18 protein-coding genes, 1 tRNA gene and 1 pseudogene are annotated in these 22,721 nt (G+C 57.2%); 9 read left to right on the top strand and 11 right to left on the bottom strand.

Features of this window, described 5'->3' with window-relative positions:
- The first annotated feature begins 276 nt into the window (after positions 1-276).
- Genes napE through HJB89_RS22270 form a run of 6 tightly spaced genes read left to right on the top strand, consistent with a single transcriptional unit; the run spans position 277 to position 4,723 of the window.
- Positions 277-468, top strand: coding sequence for a periplasmic nitrate reductase, NapE protein (gene napE / locus HJB89_RS22245; protein WP_207581425.1), 192 nt, complete (start codon positions 277-279; stop codon positions 466-468).
- Between the two features lie 8 nt (positions 469-476).
- Complete coding sequence (locus HJB89_RS22250; protein WP_221117504.1) at positions 477-791, top strand: 4Fe-4S dicluster domain-containing protein; 315 nt, start codon at positions 477-479, stop codon at positions 789-791.
- Complete coding sequence (locus HJB89_RS22255; RefSeq protein WP_221150524.1) at positions 784-1,041, top strand: chaperone NapD; 258 nt, start codon at positions 784-786, stop codon at positions 1,039-1,041. Before HJB89_RS22250 ends, HJB89_RS22255 begins: the two co-directional genes overlap by 8 nt.
- Entirely contained in the window at positions 1,042-3,549 is a 2,508-nt protein-coding gene (napA, locus tag HJB89_RS22260; protein WP_221150525.1) for a periplasmic nitrate reductase subunit alpha, read from the top strand.
- Positions 3,516-4,019 carry a nitrate reductase cytochrome c-type subunit gene (locus tag HJB89_RS22265; protein WP_221117501.1) on the top strand — a complete coding sequence of 168 codons (504 nt, stop codon included), beginning with the start codon at positions 3,516-3,518 and terminating at the stop codon, positions 4,017-4,019. Before napA ends, HJB89_RS22265 begins: the two co-directional genes overlap by 34 nt.
- 8 nt (positions 4,020-4,027) lie before the next feature.
- Positions 4,028-4,723 (top strand): NapC/NirT family cytochrome c, encoded by a 696-nt coding sequence (locus HJB89_RS22270; RefSeq protein WP_311044380.1) that lies wholly within the window; start codon positions 4,028-4,030, stop codon positions 4,721-4,723.
- Between the two features lie 42 nt (positions 4,724-4,765).
- Here HJB89_RS22270 and HJB89_RS22275 read toward each other — a convergent pair whose 3' ends face one another.
- From HJB89_RS22275 to HJB89_RS22290, 4 genes are all read right to left on the bottom strand, one after another.
- Positions 4,766-5,089 (bottom strand): hypothetical protein, encoded by a 324-nt coding sequence (locus tag HJB89_RS22275; protein WP_221132456.1) that lies wholly within the window; start codon positions 5,087-5,089, stop codon positions 4,766-4,768.
- Between the two features lie 304 nt (positions 5,090-5,393).
- On the bottom strand, positions 5,394-6,803 hold the full coding sequence (locus HJB89_RS22280) for a DUF882 domain-containing protein (protein WP_221150526.1): 1,410 nt from the start codon (positions 6,801-6,803) through the stop codon (positions 5,394-5,396).
- Positions 6,804-6,994: 191 nt separating this feature from the next.
- Positions 6,995-7,936 carry a sialate O-acetylesterase gene (locus HJB89_RS22285; RefSeq protein WP_221150527.1) on the bottom strand — a complete coding sequence of 314 codons (942 nt, stop codon included), beginning with the start codon at positions 7,934-7,936 and terminating at the stop codon, positions 6,995-6,997.
- 627 nt (positions 7,937-8,563) lie between these two features.
- Entirely contained in the window at positions 8,564-10,546 is a 1,983-nt protein-coding gene (locus HJB89_RS22290; protein WP_221150528.1) for an acyltransferase family protein, read from the bottom strand.
- A gap of 306 nt (positions 10,547-10,852) precedes the next feature.
- Here HJB89_RS22290 and HJB89_RS22295 point away from each other — a divergent pair, with 306 nt between their 5' ends.
- Together HJB89_RS22295 and HJB89_RS33830 are read left to right on the top strand one after the other, a co-directional pair.
- Entirely contained in the window at positions 10,853-11,386 is a 534-nt protein-coding gene (locus tag HJB89_RS22295) for a YegJ family protein (RefSeq protein WP_221150529.1), read from the top strand.
- A 31-nt stretch (positions 11,387-11,417) separates the two neighbouring features.
- Positions 11,418-11,532, top strand: a pseudogene (locus tag HJB89_RS33830) (ABC transporter permease); the annotation flags it as partial.
- 59 nt (positions 11,533-11,591) lie between these two features.
- On the opposite strand, the gene HJB89_RS22300 reads toward HJB89_RS33830, so the two are convergent.
- From HJB89_RS22300 to xylF, 6 genes are all read right to left on the bottom strand, one after another.
- The gene (locus HJB89_RS22300) at positions 11,592-12,095 is read right to left on the bottom strand and encodes a hypothetical protein (protein ID WP_221150530.1); all 504 of its coding nucleotides are present in this window, start codon (positions 12,093-12,095) and stop codon (positions 11,592-11,594) included.
- Positions 12,096-12,136: 41 nt separating this feature from the next.
- Positions 12,137-15,211 carry a hypothetical protein gene (locus tag HJB89_RS22305; protein WP_221150531.1) on the bottom strand — a complete coding sequence of 1,025 codons (3,075 nt, stop codon included), beginning with the start codon at positions 15,209-15,211 and terminating at the stop codon, positions 12,137-12,139.
- Between the two features lie 480 nt (positions 15,212-15,691).
- Positions 15,692-15,768: transfer RNA gene (locus HJB89_RS22310), tRNA-Arg, on the bottom strand.
- Positions 15,769-16,072: 304 nt separating this feature from the next.
- Entirely contained in the window at positions 16,073-16,855 is a 783-nt protein-coding gene (locus tag HJB89_RS22315) for an ATP-binding cassette domain-containing protein (RefSeq protein ID WP_007630865.1), read from the bottom strand.
- Positions 16,856-16,869: 14 nt separating this feature from the next.
- Positions 16,870-18,183 carry a sugar ABC transporter permease gene (locus HJB89_RS22320; RefSeq protein ID WP_221150532.1) on the bottom strand — a complete coding sequence of 438 codons (1,314 nt, stop codon included), beginning with the start codon at positions 18,181-18,183 and terminating at the stop codon, positions 16,870-16,872.
- 258 nt (positions 18,184-18,441) lie between these two features.
- A complete protein-coding gene (gene xylF, locus HJB89_RS22325; RefSeq protein ID WP_221150533.1) occupies positions 18,442-19,482 on the bottom strand; it encodes a D-xylose ABC transporter substrate-binding protein in 1,041 nt (346 codons plus the stop codon).
- Between the two features lie 228 nt (positions 19,483-19,710).
- Between xylF and HJB89_RS22330 the strand changes: the two genes are divergently transcribed.
- Positions 19,711-20,931, top strand: a complete 1,221-nt coding sequence (locus HJB89_RS22330) for an ROK family protein (RefSeq protein ID WP_207581409.1) — start codon at positions 19,711-19,713, stop codon at positions 20,929-20,931.
- Between the two features lie 579 nt (positions 20,932-21,510).
- Here the strand turns inward: HJB89_RS22330 and iolG are convergent.
- Positions 21,511-22,503 carry an inositol 2-dehydrogenase gene (gene iolG, locus HJB89_RS22335; protein ID WP_221150534.1) on the bottom strand — a complete coding sequence of 331 codons (993 nt, stop codon included), beginning with the start codon at positions 22,501-22,503 and terminating at the stop codon, positions 21,511-21,513.
- Positions 22,504-22,721: the final 218 nt, after the last annotated feature.

Here is a 22,721-nt window from a genome sequence, read left to right on the forward strand (position 1 = left end):
TGGATCCCTCTGCATGAGCCTCATGGGTCTCCCGTGAAGACGCCGATATACCCACCTTTGGGGAGAATAATAACGATCGGTCGGTCAATCCCGGCGGTCAGGTCGTCATGCTCGCGTTCTCTGTCCATCGAAGCCCCAGTTCCCGACTTGCCACATATTGGCAACCCGCTCCGTTGGTTACCGTAACATACGTGCCCAAAGGCACGGTGTATGCAACTCTCAGCACGGCAGTGCCAGCATCAAAATGCCGGCGATGACATGCGGAGAGGAAGTGAGATGTTGCAGCCGGTCCAAGGCGGCTCTGCGGGCGCGCAGCCTCCGAACAGAAGGAAGATCGAGCTTGTGACGTTCTTCGCACTTGCCTTCGGCATCTGGCCGGTGATCGCCGTCGGCGTCGTCGGTAGCTACGGGTTCGCCGTCTGGATGTGGCAGATCGTCTTTGGACCTCCCGGGCCTCCAGGTCATTGAGGCGTTCCATGCAGACAAAAGCGCTTTCGCGCCGACAACTGTTCCTTGGCTGTCCCGACCCGGCATCCGAAGCGGACGCGTCAACATCAGTGCCTCATACGGCCATGGTGACGGAAGCCTGCCTGTCCAAGCTGGGCGTCGCCTGCCGGTCGTGCGACGAAAACTGTCCCGACAACGCAATTCGATTCCGGCCGCGGATCGGCGGGCCGTTCTTTCCCGAAATCGACGAAAAACTCTGCACCGGATGCGACGCCTGCCTTGCGGTCTGTCCGGTCGGCGCAATCGCGACCCGCACAAATGAACTGGAGGGTCGCAATGCCTGAAACTCCATCGCTCTATCACATATCGAGCGCGGTCGTCGCGACGCTGCCTACCGCGACGCTTAGCGTTCTCAGCCAGCTTGCGATGATGAAAAACGTTGAAGTCCACGGCCATGGCGGCGGCAAGATTGTCATCGTCATCGAAGGGACAAGCACAGGCATGATGGGCGAATGCCTGTCGCGCATATCGCTGTTCGATGGGGTCATCTCCGCGAATATGGTTTTCGAACATGTCGAAACGGAGGGGGCGTAGATGACCGGTGAACTGACCCGTCGTGACATCCTGAAGGCGCACGCAGCAGCGATAGCCGCGGCGACCGCGGGCATTGCGCTTCCCGCCGCCGCGCAGCAGGTGCCTGGAGGCATCGACGCGCTTGAGATAAAGTGGTCGAAAGCGCCCTGCAGGTTTTGTGGGACCGGCTGTGGCGTCATGGTTGGGGTCAAGCAGGGCCAGGTCGTCGCCACCCACGGCGACATGCAGGCAGAAGTGAACCGGGGCCTGAACTGCATCAAGGGCTACTTTCTTTCGAAGATCATGTACGGCCAGGACCGGTTGAAGACGCCGCTGCTTCGCAAGCAGAACGGCGTCTACGCCAAGGAAGGCGAGTTCGAGCCGGTGAGCTGGGATGAGGCCTTCGACGTGATGGCCGCGCAGTGCAAACGCGTACTGAAGGAAAAGGGGCCGACCGCCATCGGCATGTTCGGCTCCGGCCAGTGGACGATCTTCGAGGGATACGCCGCGACGAAACTGATGCGCGCCGGCTTCCGGTCGAACAATCTCGATCCAAACGCCCGCCATTGCATGGCGTCTGCCGCCGTCGCCTTCATGCGAACCTTCGGCATGGACGAGCCGATGGGATGCTACGACGATTTCGAGAATGCCGACGCCTTCGTGCTTTGGGGTTCCAACATGGCGGAGATGCATCCGATCTTGTGGACGCGTGTCGCCGATCGTCGCCTCGGCCAACCGCATGTCCGGGTCGCGGTGTTGTCCACCTTCACCCATCGCAGCATGGATCTGGCCGACATACCCATCGTCTTCAAGCCCGGCACGGACCTGGTGATCCTGAACTACATTGCCAACCACATCATTCAAACCGGGCGGGTCAACGAGGCATTCGTCCAGAAGCATACCAAATTTGCCCGCGCCGCGACCGATATCGGCTACGGCCTGCGCCCCGATGATCCGATCGAGGTCAAGGCCGCAAACTCGGCCGATCCGGGCAAGACCGAGCCGATGAATTTCGAGGCTTTCAAGGACTTCGTCTCGGACTACACGCTGAAGAAGACGGCTGCGATGACCGGCGTCGATCCGGAGTTTCTCGAGCAGTTGGCCGAGCTTTATGCCGATCCCACCCGGAAAGTCATGTCGCTCTGGACCATGGGTTTCAACCAGCACGTCAGAGGCGTCTGGGCCAACCAGATGGTTTATAACCTCCATCTTTTGACGGGCAAGATCTCCGAGCCGGGCAATAGTCCGTTCTCGCTGACCGGTCAGCCTTCCGCTTGCGGTACGGCGCGTGAGGTCGGAACTTTCGCCCATCGCCTGCCTGCCGACATGGTCGTAACCAATCCCGAGCATCGCAAACACGCTGAGGAGATCTGGCGGGTCCCTCACGGCCTCATTCCCGAGAAACCGGGTTACCACGCCGTACAGCAGGACCGGATGCTGAAGGATGGCAAGCTGAATTTCTACTGGGTGCAGGTCAACAACAACGTCCAGGCCGCGCCGAATACCAGCAACGAGACTTACAACGGCTATCGCAACCCTGAAAACTTCATCGTCGTCTCGGACGCCTATCCGACGATTACCGCGATGAGTGCCGACCTCATTTTGCCCGCCGCCATGTGGGTGGAAAAGGAAGGCGCTTACGGCAACGCCGAACGCCGGACGCATGTGTGGCACCAGCTTGTGCAGGCTTCCGGCGAGGCTCGCTCCGACCTCTGGCAGATGATGGAGTTCTCCAAGCGCTTCACCACCAACGAGGTCTGGCCGGCGGAACTGCTGGACGCCAATCCAACTTTTCGCGGCAAGACGCTTTTCGACGTGTTGTTTCGCAACGGCGAGGTTGACCGGTACCCTGTCGAGGAAATCAGCGCCGACTACGACAATAACGAGGCAAAGGCCTTCGGCTTCTATGTCCAAAAGGGGCTTTTCGAAGAGTACGCCGCATTCGGACGGGGACATGGCCACGATCTGGCGCCCTACGACGTCTATCACGAGGTTCGGGGCCTGCGCTGGCCCGTGGTCAATGGGCAGGAGACCAAGTGGCGATACCGCGAAGGCTACGATCCTTATGTGAAATCCGGCGAAGGTTTGAATTTCTACGGCCAGGCTGATGGGAAGGCAGTCATCCTGGCGGCGCCCTACGAGCCTCCCGCTGAATCGCCCGACGACGAGTTCGATGTCTGGCTGGTGACGGGACGGGTACTCGAACATTGGCATTCAGGTTCGATGACAATGCGGGTTCCCGAGCTCTACAAAGCGTTCCCCGGTGCGCGCTGTTTCATGAACGCCGACGACGCGCGAAAACGCGGCATCAACCAGGGGGCCGAAGTCCGCATCGTCTCGCGGCGTGGTGAAATCCGAACCCGGATTGACACCCGCGGCAGGAACCGGATGCCATCCGGCGTCATCTTCGTTCCTTGGTTCGACGCCAGCCAATTGATCAACAAGGTTACGCTCGACGCCACCGATCCCATCTCGAAACAGACGGATTTCAAGAAATGCGCGGTCAAGATTCTCCCCGTCGTCGGTTGAGACGACCCGAATGGACAGCCATTGCAGCGGGTTTGCTGGTGTTCGTCACGACGGCATCAATCGCCCAGGTCGTCACCCAGAATGTCCCCCAGCTTCAGGGGCCGTCTGATGCAATGCAGTCCGAGCCCGCCGCCGTCCTCCCGAGATGGGTGGTCGATGACCGCCGCCAGATGCGCGCCTATCCCGACCAGCCCCCTGTCATCCCGCATTCGATCGAGGGCTATGAGCTTTCGGTCAACGCGAACCGGTGCCTCTCCTGTCACAAGCGGGAGTTCACTCAGGACTCCGGCGCTCCGATGATCAGCGTGACCCACTACATGACGCGGGACGGCCAGATGATCGCGGACGTCGCGCCCCGGCGCTATTTCTGCACGGCTTGCCACGTTCCACAGGCTGATATCAAACCACTGGTGCCAAGCACGTTCAAAGATATGAGCGAACTTGGTTTCAAGCCCGCGGGAAGCGAGTGACGACGATGATCGCTAGGGCGAAGCGCATCATTTTGTGGGCATGGTCAGTATTGACGACGCCAGCCGCGACGATCGGGTTAGGCGTGCTGACGCTCGGCGGCTTTATTGGCGGCGTTATGTTCTGGGGTGCCTTCAACACCGCTCTGGAACTTACAAACACGGAGAAGTTCTGCGTGTCGTGCCACGAAATGCACGACAATCCGTATGAGGAGCTGACCCGGACAATCCATTTCTCCAACCGCTCGGGCGTGCGCGCCAGTTGTCCGGATTGCCATGTTCCTCATGACTGGACGGACAAGATTGCTCGCAAGATGCAGGCGTCGAAGGAAGTGTGGGGCAAAATCTTCGGCACCATCGACACCCGATCGGAGTTTCTTGAGCACCGTCTCGGCCTGGCGCAGAACGAGTGGGCCCGGATGAAGGCCAATGACAGCCTCGAATGCCGCAACTGCCATTCGGCAGTCGCAATGGACCTGCAGAAACAGACGCCGAGAGCCGCGGCGATCCACACGCAATATCTGCTTTCGGGGAAGGCGACCTGCATCGACTGCCATAAGGGCATTGCGCACGAGCTGCCCAACATGCAGGGAATTGATCCCGGCTGGAAGATGCCAAAGGAGCTTGAAGGGACGCAGACGTCGGTCGGCGACCCCATCGACGACCTCAGGCGCGCTATGGCCGAAATCCATACGCAGCAGTTCTGAATGAGGCGTCTGAAGGTGGCGCTGGACGCGCTGACCATGCCCTCAGGGATGCGCATCCTCATAGCCATCCAACTCAGGGCATCCCCTGATGTTGCCGAAGCCGATCACCCGCCGGTCGCCCGATTGATCCAGACCTCTGAGCACGATGACATTGTCATCCTGCTGTATAATCTCGCTGCGATAGATGCCGGCCCGGAGCGCCAGGTTTTTTGCCTGGCTTACGTTGCATTGTCCGGGCCGTGGAGTGATGTGCCAGTATCTCGTGCCTTGGCCATCCGACTGCCATCCGCCAGAGGCGGCGAATCCCGATACGCTGGATAGCAGGATGGCACACGACACTATCGAGCTGCCTAGAACCAGTTTCATGTATCCTCCGTCAGCCGTCGGCGTCTCAGGGCTCGTGCTACTCGACTTGTCCCGGTTGCAATGGATAACCGGGTTTCCCTTGTTGTCACCACAGTAGATGGTGCGCGCTAACATGGTGCTAACGCGGCTCCAGCGGCAACGAGATGATGTCGCCCCGCGCGCTGCCAATCGTTGCTCCGGGACTATTGCGCCTGATGCATGGACAATGGATTTCTGACCACCGGCCTTGGGTGCTCGGCTTCTGCAGCATGATCTCAACGAATGCTTTTGTCACAGGCGCAACGCATCAAGCTGACGATCGAGGTCAGCCCTCCGGGGGCGCCGTAAACCGGTTGGCATCGAACCGGTCCGCCGCGGCGACCGGAATGATGTCTTCACCTGTTGTCGCGACATTCGCCTGACGATGAACCGTGCGGGGGGAAATGCGCGGCGCGCTCAATCCCATGACCTCGCCGGGAGAATGCAGCGCCCATTTCATCAGCGCCGCGTCGGACGTCGATCCAAGGAAATTTGCTTCTTCCCAGGCAGCGGTCATGGGCAGCGAGGCGATCATATCAGCGCCCTGCCTGGAGGCCTCGGGTGCAACAATGCGGGGATGGAAGCGGGCGTGGCTCGGAGAGGCAGACGCCTGTCTCTCCGGAAGTGCGGCAATCGGGCCGATCGATGCCGTCTGCAGTTTGGCGTCCACATCTGCGTCGCGCTCCAGGGCGGCCGGCCGCATCGCCGGTATCGGAACCGGAAAAGATGAAACATCCGGAGCTGAGCGTTTGTCATCCCGCTCGGCCGCGCCGGTCTGCAGCGCAAGCGCATTCAAGGCTCGGCTTCTCGGCGCGGGCAGAAGCGCCGTCACGAGGTTGCCGTCCGGGGTGTCGCCGCTCGACCTGGTCGACACCACCACCTCTTCGTCTTCTCCCGCGGTGCTGGCGATCTGGATCGCGGTGGAGCTGACACGTTTCCCGTAGTTCGCAATCGCCTGATTGTATCCCGGCATCGGCCGGCCATCGGCCGGGAGATGCATCGTCTGCCCATTCGGGAATATTCGGGCGAGTTCCTGCCGGGACATGCGGGGCCAGGCCCTGACGTTGCCGACGTCGAGATGCACGAAGGGCGATCCCGAGGTCGGATAATATCCGACACCGCCGACCTGCATCTGCATGGCAGTCGCACGCAGCGTCGAAAGCTTCACGCCGGGAACGTAGAAATCCATCGCCTTGCCCAGCATGTGCTGGCTCTTCTTGGCGACACCAGTGCTGCGCGAGCGGTTGCGAAGCATGTTGTTGGTATCGGGGGATCGATAGGCGGAGACGATGTGGATGGCGTCCCTGGCGCCGCTGCGCTTGTACACCTCCCAGACCAGGTCGAGCAGCCGGGGATCCATCCGGGTCGGCTCGTTCCTTCGCCAATCGCGCAGAAACCGGTTGATCTGGGCAAGGCCCTTCGGATCGAACTTACCGTCGCGCTTATAGGTAATCGTGGCCTTCTCGCCCGTATGGGTAAAGAACAGCTTCAGGGCACGATCTTCAGCTGAGGCAAATGATGCAGAGCCGAGAAGTGCCGGCAGCGCAAACAGGGCCGGCAGAATGGTCTGCGCGACGAAGCGTTCGGCACGCGACAGGAGTGTGGCAATTCCGCCTGACAAATCTTGTAGTGAATACGTCAACGCCAACAATCCCGCCCACACCAAACACTCGACGACGGGCGGGAACCTCCGCATCCATCCCGCTCAGTAAAGCCAGCTTATGGTCAACAAATTCCTAACGAGGGGATGCGGAAGCTCGGCGAGTTGAGGATACGGGCTATCCAACCTTCTGGCAACGTTCGCCCTGCATGGGCAAGACATACGGAACCTCTGCCCATGATCATTGGCATTGCTATGTTGGTGCTGTTCCCGTTCAGTGTTGCGAGTTACATGTTTACTCCTTCGTGGCGGTGATCGCCGCCCAGAAGGTTCAGCCAGGCCTGCGCCAGTTTCTCCGCGCCTGTGCCCCCGATATGGCAATCGTCGTAGCGGTCCTCTCCATCGAGTAAGGCGTCAGAATTTGCGCCCTCTCGGATACCGTGGCCACTTTTTGACAGGGCCAGTTGCGCCCGTACTATCGCATTGTCTGGAATATGCGCCTTGAATCCGCCGTTGCTCGGTTCGAGGCATTTCGATGCGATCGAAATGTAAACGGGTGCTGCGACGCCGTGCTGACGCAATGTGTCAACCATCGACATGAAATATTCCTGATAGGCCTCCGCAGTGGTGCCCATAACGAGGTCCTTCTCTCCTTGCACCCAGAGGACGTTCGTTATCCGGTAACCGGAATCCTGAAGCTGTTTCACTGTATCGACCAGCACTGGATTGAGGTCACCGCCTGTCGCCCACCGTGCGACCTCAGATCCGGAATAGGCGAGAGGCGCGAGGATGACGCTGTCATACTGTCCCGATGCGATCAATTTGTTCCCAAGAAGCGTCCAATACTCTCCCTTGGTATCGGTCGATCCAAGAAGTGGCGACGCCGCGATGAAGCACCGTTTGTCAAAGGCGTTTACAACGCGACCGCCATAATTCGACCGGTGCCGTTGGCCACCGTCGTTGGCCGCGTTCGATTGGCCAAGAATGAGTAAGACAGCAGTTCGATCAGTTTGAGTCGGGCAGGACACAGGCGTTTTTAATTCATCCCCGATCAGTCGTTCCTTGTCGTCGAAAGTATAACGGCTTGGAGCCGCCGCCTTCTCTCCAACCTCCATTTTCTTCAGCGCGGAAAGTTGCGGCCAAGGAAAGATCTCATGTCTCGCGCTGATGCCGCCGAGAAAGTACATGGCGATCAAGGCGGCCAGGCCGACTGCTATCGTTTTGCGCATGTCGTTACCCAATCGGACCGATCAAGGCTGCTCCAGCCATGACGGTTCCTTTACACCAGCCACATCTGCTTGTTCGGGCATGATCTTTAAAAAAGGAGTTCGACGCGAAGATCGCGCCCCAATCGACGACTATTCGGCGTGGAGTTGCTGGAAACCCGCTCTAAACTATAGTCCGAACCAGTGATTGCAATCATCCGGTTGGGTGAGAGATCGTGCCTGCTATGCAGCACGCAGTTCCACGTAGAAAACTCCCGTTGCTCGTCCATGGAAAGGCGATCGCAGATTTGGGCGGCGCGGACAACGTGGGCGTGGAGCACCGGTTACGTTCATACCCGCAAATCCAGTGCTAAGCTTTTGATTTGGCGCGAAGAGAGAGAAGCGATGACTAGCCTCCGACCGAGGGGATGTCCAAGTTCAAAGTGTGCGTCGGCAGCCCCGACCGGGTTCCGATGCCGCGGTATTGCCGGCTCAGCCTAAGTGAGAACCACGACAATCGTACTCCCTGTTCGATAATTCGGAGGTGCTATTTCCTCAATCGCAATGAGAACCAACTCATCGAGACGATGGGCTATGCGGGAAGTCCAGACTTGAACACCAGGTTCACCGTCGTTCCCGGCGTCAGGCCGCTTAATTTGATGGAGAAGCGGAAGACGTGGGACCAGCGTGCGGCTCAGAACTTGCAGTTCGTTCGGATTGCCTGGCGTGCGGCAGTACCAGGAAATCGAGGAGACCGCTGCCCCGCAGGTCGGCGGCTCTCTTTTCCAGAATGTCACCAAGCAAGGTCGTCAGAAATTCTGCTGTCAGATGGCCCCAGTCTGTCATGAACGGAACACCCCCGCTGCTGGTGAGGCATTTCTCCTTGTCGTAATCGCAGTGAAGCTTGATGATATCGACGTAGTTGAATGCAAGATCAGATGGGAAAAAAGGCAGCTGCGCTATAGGCTGGTTGGCCGGCGGATAGGTCGCCAATCGCAGGCACGTCGAGGCATCGGATTTTGTCTGAAACATGAGCCCCAGGCACGAGTGCAACCGGTCCAGCTGGTAATAATTTCCGAAAACGAAAATTTTCGCATCATCCGAATGGCTTTTCATCCAGGAAAGAAGCTCAAACCTGAACGGGTTGACGGTGTACTCGAAAGGCCGTTGACTCGCGAGGAAAATCGCTTTCGTTCGGCTGAGCAATGACTTGTCGTTGATATATTTTTCAAAGGGAATGCAGTATTTATCGTAAATGCTGGCGCGAGAAGGGGCTTTAACACTATCGTCCTTGATCTCCACCATGCAGTTTAAGTAGCTGATTGCCACGACTTCATATCGATCGGCATCAATGTAGTTTTTCAGCGCGACTGACCAGTTTCTGGCAAACGAGTCCCCGATGATGAAGATAACGGGCTTCCCGGCTTGAATGTTGTTGTTCAAGCTTAGAAAAGTGCTTTCTAACCGTGCTTCGTTCGCCTGCGCGAGAGGTGGATAGACCTGATCCAGCCTGTGAGGAAAACCGGCCATAGTGATTGCCGACACGACAGCGGCCGCGATGGTGACAACTGATGAGCTCAGGTAGATCCAGAAGGCGCGGTTTCTCCTGGTGTAGCGAATGGGCCTTTCGATGACGACAAAGCTGACGACCGCCACCAAGACCGTCGCTGCAACGGCAAGAAACTTATCGCCGTTGTTGAAATCCAGGCTTGTCAGCCGCGCGAAGGCGAAGACCGGGTAATGCCACAGATATAAAGAGTAGGATACTAATCCGGTGAGTGCCGCAGGCCGAGAAGCCAACAGGCGCCCGACTGCATTCTGATGACTGGCGAATGCAAGCACCAGACAGGTCCCGATGACTGGGATCACCGTGAGCAGGCCAGGATGAACCGTGTCCTTTTTAAACAGGATGAGCGAACCAAGAACGAGGACAAGCCCGGCCGCGGCGAGCAACGGCCGCGGGCGCGCTCGTCCATGTCTCACCTGGTGATAGGCGAGAAGTGTCCCGGCCAGGAGTTCCCAAGCCCTGGTGAGCGGCGAGTAGAAGGCCTGTTGCTGATCATGCCGTACCGTTAGCACGCAGAATACAAAGCTTAAGGCTGCCATGAGCAGCACGCACGGCAAAAACCTTGATTTCAAGTATCGGCGCGTAATCAGCAATAGGAGCGGAAAGCCGATATAAAATTGCTCTTCGACGCTCAACGACCAAGTGTGAAGAAAGGGCTTGAGAAGGGTATCCGGCTCCCCGTACTGGGCCGCAGTAAAATAAAAATAGATATTCGATCCAAATAGCAGCGAAGATCCTATGGAATTCGCGTAATCCAGGAGTTCCGATGGCAATAAAAGGAAATAGGCGAAGGGAATTGTCACGAAAACAACTGCGAACAACGCAGGCAGAATTCTTCGCGCACGCCGCGTATAGAATTTAAGGAAATCAATCCGCCCCGTCGCTTCGATTTCTGTCAGCAAAATCTGGGAAATCAGGAAGCCACTGATCACAAAAAATACATCGACGCCGATGTATCCACCCTGAAGCAAGGTGTGGCCGGCAACGGTGAACTCGGCGTGATAAAGAATAACCGCGATCACCGATATGGCCCTTAAGCCATCGATCTCTGGTCGGTAAACCTTCAATGCTAGCGCCTACCTTCGATATCGAGAACGTACGTTGTTGCGCGCAAGATTGGCGCTTTTGGGTTGCCTACCACAGAGAGCTTGGAGCGAGAACAGTTTGACCGGATAAAAGGTTTGTGGGCGGGGCCGATTTCAATCTTTATTTTCTGCGCTGTTGTAAATCAGCATTGCGGACCGATCCCAAACCAGATTCACTGGCCGATGGCGGCGAAACCAGCAGCGCTCCAAATCCAAACCAAATATTGAAAATCAACCCCAGATAGCTATGCTGGGCCGGAATAGTAACAAAAATTTTGGGCCTATCGAATGTTGCGCAGCGTCATTTCACTTTTCTCAATGCTTGCACTATCCATTCTCGTCATTCCCGCCGAACTCGCTCTGGCCACCGACAATCCAAACGTCCAGTCGATCGCGCCCGGCGATCCGGCCATGGCCAAAGCCCATGAGAAGTCCCAAAGGGAGTTGGATGGCTTCCTCGAGAAACTGCGAAATCCACCGCCCGGAACCGAAAATTACAGCCTCAAGCTGGGCTTCATGGACAAGGGCAAGGACGTGGCACTCACCACTGACCAGATGGCGCAGAATGTAGAATTCATGTGGGTCTATCAGATCGAGGCATCAGGTGACCATTTCACCGCTCTGCTTGACGATACGCCGGAATACATCCGCAACATCAAGCAAGGTGATCGCGTCGAGTTCGAGAAATCCGATATTTTCGACTGGCTCTATACCGAAAATGGGAAAGTGAAGGGAGACTACACGGCTTGTCCGCTGCTGCTGGCCGGCCCGAAAGAACAGTTGGACCAATCTCGCGAAATCTACGGCATTGTTTGCGACTGACCGCAAGGTCGCTCCGATGCGCCCTAGACATGTGTCCTTCTCCACCGACTCTTTTGCGACGAAGAACCTCCACCCGCAACGGTACCTTCGTCGCCATCGTTACGCTCGCTATGACGCTGGTCATCATCACTGGCGGCATCTATCTTTTTGAGTGGTGGAAAGTTGTAGACAGCGCGCGGCGCCATTGAATTAAGCTATGACTGAGTTACACAATTTCTGCGAGTCGGAGAATGGAAAATCCCGCAGCCAAAAATCCCGAGAGCCCCATTAGACTAAATAACAACCTGAATGATTGTCCATATGTCCAGGGGCCGATCAACCAACCGCCTGACTTTGACGCTGCACGATATTTTTCAGGTTCATCAGTAAATAGTCTGAATTTTTTAAAGGCGAATGCCTCAATCGAAGCATGAGTATCCTCTGCATGCTTCACGAGAAAAGAGGCGCGCTGGTCTAATTTCCAAAATATCAAAGAGACTGCGGTGAGTACTAGCCCAAGTCCGGCTCCAGCAAAGGCGTATTTCGAAGATGCCTGTAAGGTTGCGCCAATTCCTGCCACGATAAGTCCAGAGAACGCTGAAAAAAAATTGAAGAGCGTCATGCGCTGATTTGCGTGAAGCTCAAAGTATTTCCAAGCATGATTAAGCGCTGCCGTGTAATCTATGTCATCATTCGGAGCAGGTTCTTCCGGTTTTGCTTTGGAAGCCATTTTACGCGTTCTTTCGTGTATGATTCGAGCTATCTATATTACTAGGATCTGTCTTTGCCCTTGCTAATCATCCTTTGAAACTCGCCTTTTTTAATGCCTTGGTTGAGAGGCTTAAGAGATTCTTCAGCAGCATCAAGCAAGGCAAGCCGATTTTCCGGCTGCCAATGGTTCCAAAACACCCTCGTCATAAAATATGTGGATAAGGAGATCCTCAGAAACTGTGCAGGGGGTAATTTATTGATGGCCTTCAACAGGCTATTTTTTTCTTTGGCGGCGTCAATTTCAGCTGCCCAAATTCTCGCAATAAGGTTCTCCATTGGGTCTTCCGGGGACACACTGGAGACGCTGGAGCGTAACACCGGCTGGCTGGCTAAGTTGCCTAATTGCTCTAACACGGCCCGAATTGGGTAGCCAACAAGCGAGAATTCATAGGCATCAACGATCGCAGCGACCAACTCCTTTTGTTTATCCAGTATCGGCGCATCGGGCTGAATCGAGAACAGTGCTCTGATACTGTCGTCGGAAGAGATGTGAACTTTCAAATCGTCAAATTGCGTGGTGGGAAATGCCCGTAATAGGCGGTCAATCACCAGACTACTCGTTTCTACGATGAGCCGAGACAGTTCTCTTTTGGGCTTTCGGTCTAACTTTTCGGAGCCTGCACCAAGCAAAACAATTGCAACGTTCCAGAGCCTCACTAATTGCTCAAGATCGTCGCTGTTTTTGATCGCCCGCTCGGACTCTTCATCGACCGGTTTGTGCTCATGAAATTGGCGCGCCTCACTCTCAACTTTTTCCGCGATATCAAGAATCTTCTGCTTTTCAGAGCTGTTGCCTCGGTTTGTAACAACATCTGAGACAGCCTTTTCCAACTGTGTTTGCAGAGACTTTAGTTTTTCAGGGTGATCAACATAGGTTGGGCGTAGTTGATTCGTCAAAAGTATGTGCTTTTCCGATTTTGCTCCGCGTTCCCGATCAAGCGCTGCAGTCATTTTTTCGACTACTCGTTCTGTGATCTCAGGACTTACATTTAGCTCGCAATACACATCAAAAGTTGGATAGTCGAAATCGTCGTCATCTACGTTAAAATAGCGAAGGGCATCCTGAGGTCGCCCCGCAAGTTCTTCTGCAAGAAGATAAGATTCAATAAATGGCAAAGAGATCTTTGCGAATCCACCTTCGAAATGGAGTATTCCCTTGTCTTGAAAATTGCGGATAAAAAGTATGCTGTCGATATCAAAATCTTTTTCGGCAGCAAAATTCTTCACGAAATTTACCAGGCTTGGCTCGTCAAAGCGTTCCTTGAGGAACACAGTGTTATAGACAAACTTTTTCAAAAATGTTTCGCGCGTTGTTCGACTAAGAACGACATCGTCTTTGTCGCCGGCAACCACAAAGCTCAAAAAACCACCGACCGCTATCTGCAGCAGTTCGGCGCGCCTGTTCGCTTTCAGCAAACTTGTAAGGGTTTCATTTCCAAGCCCGGCAAAATAACTGGGATGAGCGTTCAGATCGAACTTCTTGAACATATTTTGCAGCCGAAGCGTAAGTACTCCGGCCTGCTGATCTTCGAGATTGAAGGTTCGTTTAAAAAATGTAGACAATTCTGAGAAGGAAATTTCACAAAGCTCAAACTTCTCAGCGGCTGTCGAAAGCATAAGCGTCGTGTTTTCATTTAAGTCGGCAAGGTTCTTCGCTATCAGCACAAAATGGGCGGTCTTGTATAAATCCATCTGCGACCTGAGGTAGTCTGAGCGAGACTTTGATGCACCATCGAAGTTGTAAATTACGAATACTAATGTGCACGATCCCTGCTCATCAAGCGATGCGATGTCCACGTTGGGTTGTTTCCGTAGTGATCCACTTGGAGGTTTTATCGCCGCGCCGTCAATGACGACGGGCATGACTTGCTTATCGTCAATTTCTATCAAGCTGAGTTCTGCGGCGACGAGCCAAGGTAACCCGTTGTCGGGATAAGATTTCGGTGTCGTCAAAAATATGGTTTTATGGGTAGTAATGGCCTCAAGGACGTTTATTGGGTCGAAGTTTTTAAGTTTGGGACTTACGGTGGCATTCGAGGCCGCGTACTTCACTCGCGGCAAGGGAAGCCGGTATCCGATGGGCTTGCCCTGATATTCAGGCGACAATTGTGCCAACTGGCTGTGAATCTCGGATCGGACTAGTGTAAGCGCGCTGGGGACTAGTTCCAAAAGCGCTTTTGCCTTATCCGTCGCCTCCTTGATTCCGTTGAAAGCCTCTCGCCGAGCATCAAGAAAGCGGTGCAATTGTGGATTTGACAGTTGCATGTGGATGAAGGTCACCGCGTTCGCTGCAGCAATCCATCTAGTGTTGCCCTCAGTTTGTTCCTCCAGCTTATTTTTATTTTTATCTGAATAATCACAGATCCCTCTTATTGCCACCGCAGGGACATTTCGCCTCTCGGCGGACGCAAATACGCCCCCGGCCTCTGTCTCGACGGCAAGTAATTTTCGATCCAAATTCGAGATGTTACTCTTATAGATATCGCTTTTTGAGACTGATCCACAGACAATACTTCCCTCATGGATCTGAGGAATTGATATTTTCTCGTTTTTATCTTTTCTTCCTATAAATTCTCCCGGAACCAGGGATGCCGCGCTATAATATTGGTCGGATTGCCAATCCTCAAATGCACTCTTCATTTGGTTCGGCAGCGATATGTACTTTAGAGAAAAAGATAGGAGGCTGTCGGTTTTAAATGGTAAAGTATTGTATTCAATTTTTATTTTGCCCTTAGTGGTGTCAGACACCTTCGCATTTTCAAGTATATCAAATATTGACCCGCTAAAGCAGACGTCGCCGATCGCAACATCGCCACTTAGGCCGCCGGCAATTCCAACAAGCATTATCACGCCAATATCGTAGCGCGAGAGTAGCATTTCAGTGGCTCTTGTTGCCGCAGCCTTACCCATACTATCTTGCAAGATCGCTATTGAAGTGAAGCCACTTGATCCAAGATCCAATTCTACCCAGAACTGAGTGCCATCGACATGGTCGCGAATAACTGGAAAAGTTGAAACAAGCCGGTCAAACTCTTCCTTGAGAGGTATGACGAATGCAATATCCACAAATTTCATGGGTAGCTCTTTTTTCTGAATTTTCTGCAACTGGAATTGCGCATAGTCGTTCCTGATTCGCAACGATAAAGGGTGCCAAGGCTCTGGTTGAACAGGCTTGCAGGTTATGTATAAGTCGACGACGACGGATTTTATCCCGGAGCAATTTCCGAGTGTAGTGCTGAATGAGCATCTATTCTTCGGCGCCGATCACGATCAAAGTGCCATTTACTGGAAGGGCGAGCGACGTCAAGCATTCTGCCCGCCTCATCGCTCGGATACAGGATCAGGCAAGTTATGCCGGGAGCATCGCCGCAACTGGCTCCGATGCAGTGTAGAATGAAGGATTCGCGCTTGCGGGCCGATGTTTGGGCGCGATTCACACCCGCCGAGGCTCTGGTCGCAGCTGGATGAAATTTCAGTGGCAGGTCACCTCCCGCCAAGGTTGCTTCCTGCCGCTATCCGCCGCTGGGCCAATTTTCCATAAGTCTCTGAGAAAAATGGCGCACCCGACAGGATTCGAACCTGTGACCTTTGGAATCGGAATCCAACACTCTATCCAGCTGAGCTACGGGTGCATGCCGAAGGCGGTTTGAATCGCCTGTCCGATGGGTGGTTCTTAGCCTAGCTTGCGGCCGGCTTCAATCGGGAAATTCTCAGAAATACCGGTGCTTGCGGTTTGCAGGGTATTTTTATTCGTCAGCCTCGGGATCGAACAAAAAACTCCGCCGGCCTTGCGGGCGGCGGAGCGGGGTTGTCGGGGGCAGGGCGCTTCATGCATGTCGCCCTGAAGTGTGCAGCGGTTCCGGGCGACATGCATCAAAACAAAAGGCTAAAGCGCGTCGCATCAATCAAATTTGACGCGACGCGCTTTAGCGGCGCTCAGATCTGCATGGCGCCGGGGCCGGGGATGGCCTTCGGCGGCACCTTGCCGAGGATGATCATCCCCAGCACTTCGTCCTTGGTCACATCCTCGGTGCGAGCGTGGCCGACGAGCTGGCCGTTCTTCATCACCGAGACACGGTCGGCGAGGTCGAAGACATCGTGGATGTCGTGGCTGATGAGGAAGATGCCGATGCCTTCCTTCTTCAGCTGCTTGATCAGCTCGCCCACCTGCGCCGTCTCCTGGGGGCCGAGCGCCGCCGTCGGCTCGTCCATGATCAGGATGCGGGCGTTGAAGAGGATGGCGCGGGCGATCGCCACCGATTGCCGCTGGCCGCCCGAAAGCGCCTTCACCGGCTCCTTGAAGCGCTTGAAGTTGGGGTTGAGCCGCCCCATCACCTCGCGCGCCGAGGCTTCCATCGCCACGTCGTCGAGTGTGCCCCAGCGGGTTTTCAGCTCGCGGCCGAGATAGAGGTTGGCAGCGGCGTCGACATTGTCGGCGACGGCAAGCGTCTGGTAGATCGTCTCGATGCCGTATTTCTTGGCATCGCGCGGATTGCGGATATCGGCCGGCTCGCCGTTGATCAGGATATCGCCGCTGTCGCGCTTGTAGGCGCCGGAGAGGATCTTGATCAGCGTCGATTTGCCGGCGCCGTTGTGGCCGAGAAGGGCCACGACTTCGCCGGGGTAGAGATCGACCGAGGCATTGTCCACGGCATGGATGCCGCCGAAGGAGATCGAGATGTTTTTCAGTTCCACGAGGGGAGTGCGTTGATCAGCCATGTTTAGGGCTCCTCTCACTTGGCACGGGAGCGATAGACGGTGTCGAGCCAGACCGCCACGACGAGGACGGTGCCGACGACGACGCTCTGCAGCGGTGTGTCGACATGCGCGAGAACCATGCCGGATTGCAGCGATTGCATGACGAGCGCGCCGAGCATGGCGCCGGCAATCGTGCCGGTGCCGCCCGCCAGCGACGTCCCGCCGATCACGGCGGCGGCGATGGTGTAAAGCTCGTCGAGCGTGCCCTGCGAGTTGGTTGCGGCGTTGAGGCGGGCGGTGGAAATCGCGGCTGCGATTGCCGCCAAAATGCCCATCAGCGCGAAGATGCGCACGGTCACCCAGCGGGTCTTGATGCCGGCGAGCTCCGCCGCCTCGGGGTTGCCGCCGATCGCAAAGACATAGCGGCCGAAGCGCAGCCGTGTGGCGATGAAGGTCATGATGATGCCGACGACGATGGCGATCAGCACCGGCACGGCGATGCCGTAGGGAATATCCAGGCCGGTTTCGGGCCAGGGAATATTGTTGGTCTCGGCATATTTCTTGGCGATGTTGATCGGCCAGTAATAGCTGTTGGCGATAGAGACGGCGCCGAGGATCAGCACGCAGCTGAGGGTGGCGAGGAAATATTCAGCCCATATCGGCCGGCGCGGAAAGCCGAAGCGGCGGCGCTGCCGGCGCGAGCCGATAATGCTGGCCACGACGAAGAGGCAGGCGGCGATGCCGACGATCCAGCTCCAGGTGGCGCCGATCGAGCCCTCTGCGCCGCCGCCCATGATGCGGAAGGTCTGGTCCATCGGCGCAACCGTCTGGCCGCTGGTCACAAGCCAGGTCGCACCGCGCCAGACGAGCAGGCCGCCGAGCGTGACGATGAAGGAGGGCACGTTCAGGAAGGCGATGATGATGCCCTGGAAGGCGCCGATCAGGCAGCCTGCCGCAATGCCGACCAGCAGCGTGATCGCCCAGGTGAAGGGGCTGTCGAAGCCGATATATTCCGGCAGGATCTTCGCCTGCGTCACGCCCATGATCATGCCGCAGAGGCCGAGCACGGAACCGACCGAAAGATCGATGTTGCGGGTGACGATGATCAGCACCATGCCGGTGGTCATGACGGCGATGTCGGTCGTTTGGACCGAGAGGTTCCAGAGATTGCGCGGGGTCAGGAACAGGCCGCCGGTGATGATGTGGAAACCGATCCAGATGATAACAAGCGCGCCGATCATACCGAGCAGGCGCGTGTCGATCTCGGTCGCCCGGAAGAAGCGGGTCACCGGACTGGCTTCCGCCGCTCGCGGTCCGCTCGATGTCGTTGATTTTACCATTTCGGCCATGGGTTTGCCGTTCCCCCATTATGTTTGGACGGTGCGCCGGCGTGCCCAAAACCGTTGGCGGCGTCATTCGTCTGTTCTTCAACTGACCATCGCGATGCTTCCGGAAACCGTGGCGTGGCGTCGCGACACCCTTCCGGCAGGGAATGCAAGTCCGCGATGGTGCGGCGGGCGGAGGAACTGCATCCTTGGAGTTCTCATCCGCATCCGGCGCCGCAACGGTGTCTCCGCTGCGGCGCCGGCATTTCGTTCGAAGCGTGCTTACTTGCAGGCAGCGACAGCGCCGGCCTTGACGCCCTGGCAGGCTTCAGCCTTGGAAATCCAGCCGGCGTCGATGACGACGTTGAGGTTTTCCTTGGTGATTGCCTGCGGCTTCAGGAAGACAGACTGCATTTCGACGCCCTTCGGGCCGCCCTTGAAGGTCTGGGCGCCGTCGATCTTGCTCATGTCCTTGCCGCCGGCGAGGTCGAGAGCGATTTCGGCAGCGCGGGTGCCGAGTTCGCGGCTGTCCTTCCAGACGGAAACCGTTTGCGTGCCGAGAGCGATGCGGTTCAGCGCTGCCTTGTCGCCGTCCTGGCCGGAAACCGGAACGGAGCCGGCAAGGCCCTGGGCGTCGAGAGCTGCGATCGCGCCGCCGGCGGTGCCGTCGTTCGAAGCAACAACGGCGTCAACCTTGTTGTTGTTGGCGGTCAGGAACTGCTCCATGTTGCGCTGAGCATTCTCAGGCAGCCAGCCGTCGGTATAGGCTTCGCCGACATTCTTGATCTTGCCGGCGTCGATCGCGGCCTTCAGCACTTCCTGCTGGCCCGAGAACAGGAAGTCAGCATTCGGGTCGGAAGACGAGCCCTTGATGAAGACGTAATTGCCTTCCGGCTTGGCCTTGAAGACGCCCTGGGCCTGCAGGCGGCCGACTTCCTTGTTGTCGAAGGTGATGTAGAAGGCAGCCGGGTTTTCGATCAGACGGTCATAGCCGACAACCGGGATGCCTTCAGCAGCGGCCTTTTCGATCGCCGGGCCGATGGCGTCGGAATCCTGGGCGAGAATGATCAGCGCGTTGGCGCCCTGCGAGATCAGCGATTCGACGTCAGTCAGCTGCTTTGCGGCTGAGGACTGCGCGTCAGCGGAAATGTACTTGGCGCCCTTGGCTTCGAGAGCCTTCTTGATCGCGGCTTCGTCGGTCTTCCAGCGCTCTTCCTGGAAATTCGACCAGGAAACGCCGACGACGAGATCGGCAGCCATGGCAACGGTATGCACGGAAACGAGAATGGCCGCCCCGGCCATCAGCTTCAAAATAGACTTCATAATATCCTCCCGAGTGAGTTGCGACCGGCCCAGCCCATGCTTCCTCCGGCCACCGCGAAAAGCTGTCCAGAAAAATTCGGATTATTTTCTCGACAGTCGAGAAATTTAGTGTCAGAGATTTTTTCAACTGTCAACACTGCACTGCCGGCTTAATTTCCCTTGCGGAACGGCGGCCGGAGATGCAGTGAGAATCGCGGGCGGAACTAGCAGGGGGAGAGGGCGGCATTCATGCTGACCAAGTCGAGCACGGAGCTGGTCCGGCAGAGAAACAGCGTGCTCGTGCTGTCCGTGCTGCGTCGCCACGGCGCGCTCGCCCATACAGAAATAGCCGATTCCACCGGACTTTCCTCGGCCACCATCTCGGCGATCACCGCCGATCTGGAACGCGCCCAGATTATCGAAAAATCCGAGCAGCAGGCAGCCAGCGGCCGCGGCCGGCCGCGCGTGCTTTTGCGCCAGCGGCGCGATTGCGGCTATCTCATCGTCGTCATCATCTCATCGGATGCGGTGCAATATTCGCTTGTCGATTATGCGGGCAAGCTGATCGATCGTTTCAGCGAGGAACGCTCGCATGATCCCTCGGGCGCGGCCCGCTTCGTTCAGGCGGTGCGCGCCGGGCTGTTGCGAATTCTCGATCGTTCGAGGATCACACAGGAAAAAGTGCTGTTGATCTCGATCAGCAGCAAGGGGCTGGTCAATTCCACAGAGCCGGTGCTCGTCTGGTCGCCGATCTTCGGCAGCGAGCAGATCGATTTCGAATCAGCGCTACGGCCGGAATGGCAGGCCAAGGTGATCCTCGACAACGAGACGCTGCTGGTCGCCGCCGCCCTCGGCGCGCGCGAGGAGATCGTCAAGGGCGCCGATTTCCGCTCGCTCGCCGCCCTCTCGCTCGGCCACAGCGTCGGGCTCGGCATCGTCCGGCGCGGCAACCAGACACAGGAGATCTCGGCGCCCAATTTCGGGCACATGCTGCACATGGCGGGTGGCGGCCTCTGCCGTTGCGGCACACGCGGCTGCATCGAGGCCTATGCCGGCTTCTACGCCATCCTGCGCGGCGCCTTCGAAGTGCCGCTCGATACCATTCCCGCAAAATTCGTGCCCGTCGCCGAACTCGACAAAATCGCCGCCAAGGCCCGCCAAGGCCACCGCATCCCCGCCTTCGCCTTCCGCCAGGCGGGCCTAGCGCTCGGCAACGGCCTGTCGCGCATGCTTAGCCTGACCGAGCGCATGCCCATCGCCATCACCGGCCCCGGTACGCGCTATTACGACCTTCTGCGCCAGGGGATCGAAGAGGGTCTCGGCCAGTCGCATATCGTGCGCATGGAGGGCATGCCGGAAATCCGGGTGGTCGCCGATGAGCAGATCCTCGTCTTCGAAGGCCATCTCAACCGGGCACTGTCGGTGATCGACCAGGATATTGTAATTTCGGGGGGACAGGGTGGAGATTAGTGAGAGATCCTGCTGGCGCTTCGGCTGCGGCCGTGGATTGGAATGACGGAGGTTGAGGAGAGGGAACGGCAGGAGGCGCGGACTGGCAGGAGCGCCGCTGCATTCGTATCTGGCCATCCATCGCTGTTCTGCTGCGGAGGTCACCCCACCCAACCTCACCGCACCCGCACGCTGCTGAATTGCCTCAGCATCTCGCCTCCTGCCAGTCGCGTCCTCCCACTCTCCGTCATCCTCGGCCTTGAGCCGAGGACCCATGCCGCAGCCTCCGGCGAGGATGGGCAGGGTCGCATTTCCTCTTGTTCCCTCATTCCTGTGCTTGTCACAGGAATCCAGTGCGCCCAAGTCTTTGGGCGCGGGAGACGCTCTTCAAGGCCGATGGGTTCATTCACCGCGCAGACGCGCGGTGAATGAATTCCTGTGACGAGCACAGGAATGAGGGAGGGAGAGGTCGCGGCTCGATCCCGGTGCGTTGTGGCAGTCGGGATGACAGGCCGGTCTAGGCGCATTTACCCCCAAACGCAAAACGGCCGGGCAAACACCCGGCCATCCCACACATATCACCCGATCGAAAGCGAGCCGTCACCCAACCTTGACCAGCTTGCTTTCCTTCACCGACTGCACCGCCGCATCGGCAAGCGCTAGTGCTGCCAAACCATCGGCGCCCGAGGGCGAGATCTTCGTGCCCTTTTGGATCGCGGCGATGAAGGCGGCGATTTCGTTGGCGTAGGCTTCGGTGTAGCGGGTCATGAAGAAATCATGCAGCGGCGGGCGGGTGTAGCCGTCGCCGTTTGCGACTTCGATCGAGACCGGGCGCTGGTTTTCGGCCGCGGCCATGCCCTTTGCGCCATGCACTTCGATGCGCTGGTCGTAGCCATAGGTGGCGCGGCGGGAATTGGAGATGATCGCCTGCTTGCCGGATTTCGTCTGCAGGATCACCGAGACGCTGTCATAGTCGCCGGCCTCGCCGATCGCCTTGTCGACCAGCACGGCGGCGGTCGCCAGCACCGAGACCGGCTCTTCGCCGAGCAGGAAGCGGGCCATGTCGAAATCGTGGATGGTCATGTCGCGGAAGATGCCGCCCGAGCGCTTGATATAATCCACCGGCGGGGCGCCGGGGTCGCGTGAGGTGATCGTCACCATCTCGACATCGCCGATCTTGCCCTCGTCGATGACCTTGCGCACGGCCATGAAATGCGGATCGAAGCGGCGGTTGAAGCCGACCATCAGCTTGGCGCCGGTCTCTTCCACCACCTTCATGCAGGCCTTGACGCGGGCAACGTCGAGATCGATCGGCTTTTCGCAGAAGATCGCCTTGCCGGCGCGGGCGAAGCGCTCGATCAGGTCGGCATGGGTGTCGGTCGGCGTGCAGATGACGACGGCGTCGATATCCTTGGCGGCCTCGATCGCCTCGATGGTGCGGACCTCGCAGCCATAGGCCGAAGCAATGGCGTCGGCCGCCTGCGGAAAGGCGTCGGCGACGGCGACGAGCTTTGCATTGGCGTCGCCGCTGACGGCTTTCGCATGAACCTTGCCGATGCGGCCGGCGCCGAGAAGACCAAATCTCACTGTCATAGCAACCTCCCTTGAATTCGGAACAAACAAACCGAATTGCCAAAAATCTGGAATTTTCATTCCATTATCTGTGCGCGGCGTCAAGCCCGCGGCTCTTTCACATTTGCAAGATTCAAACTAAAGACAAGCGCCACACATGCCACCGGCAGTGTGACACATGCAAAGAGCAGTGCGACACATGCTAAGCGCAGTGTGACATATGCGACCGCGGGGTAGAG

This window comes from Rhizobium sp. NZLR8, assembly GCF_019685025.1.
In the GTDB taxonomy this organism is placed as follows: Bacteria; Pseudomonadota; Alphaproteobacteria; order Rhizobiales; family Rhizobiaceae; genus Rhizobium.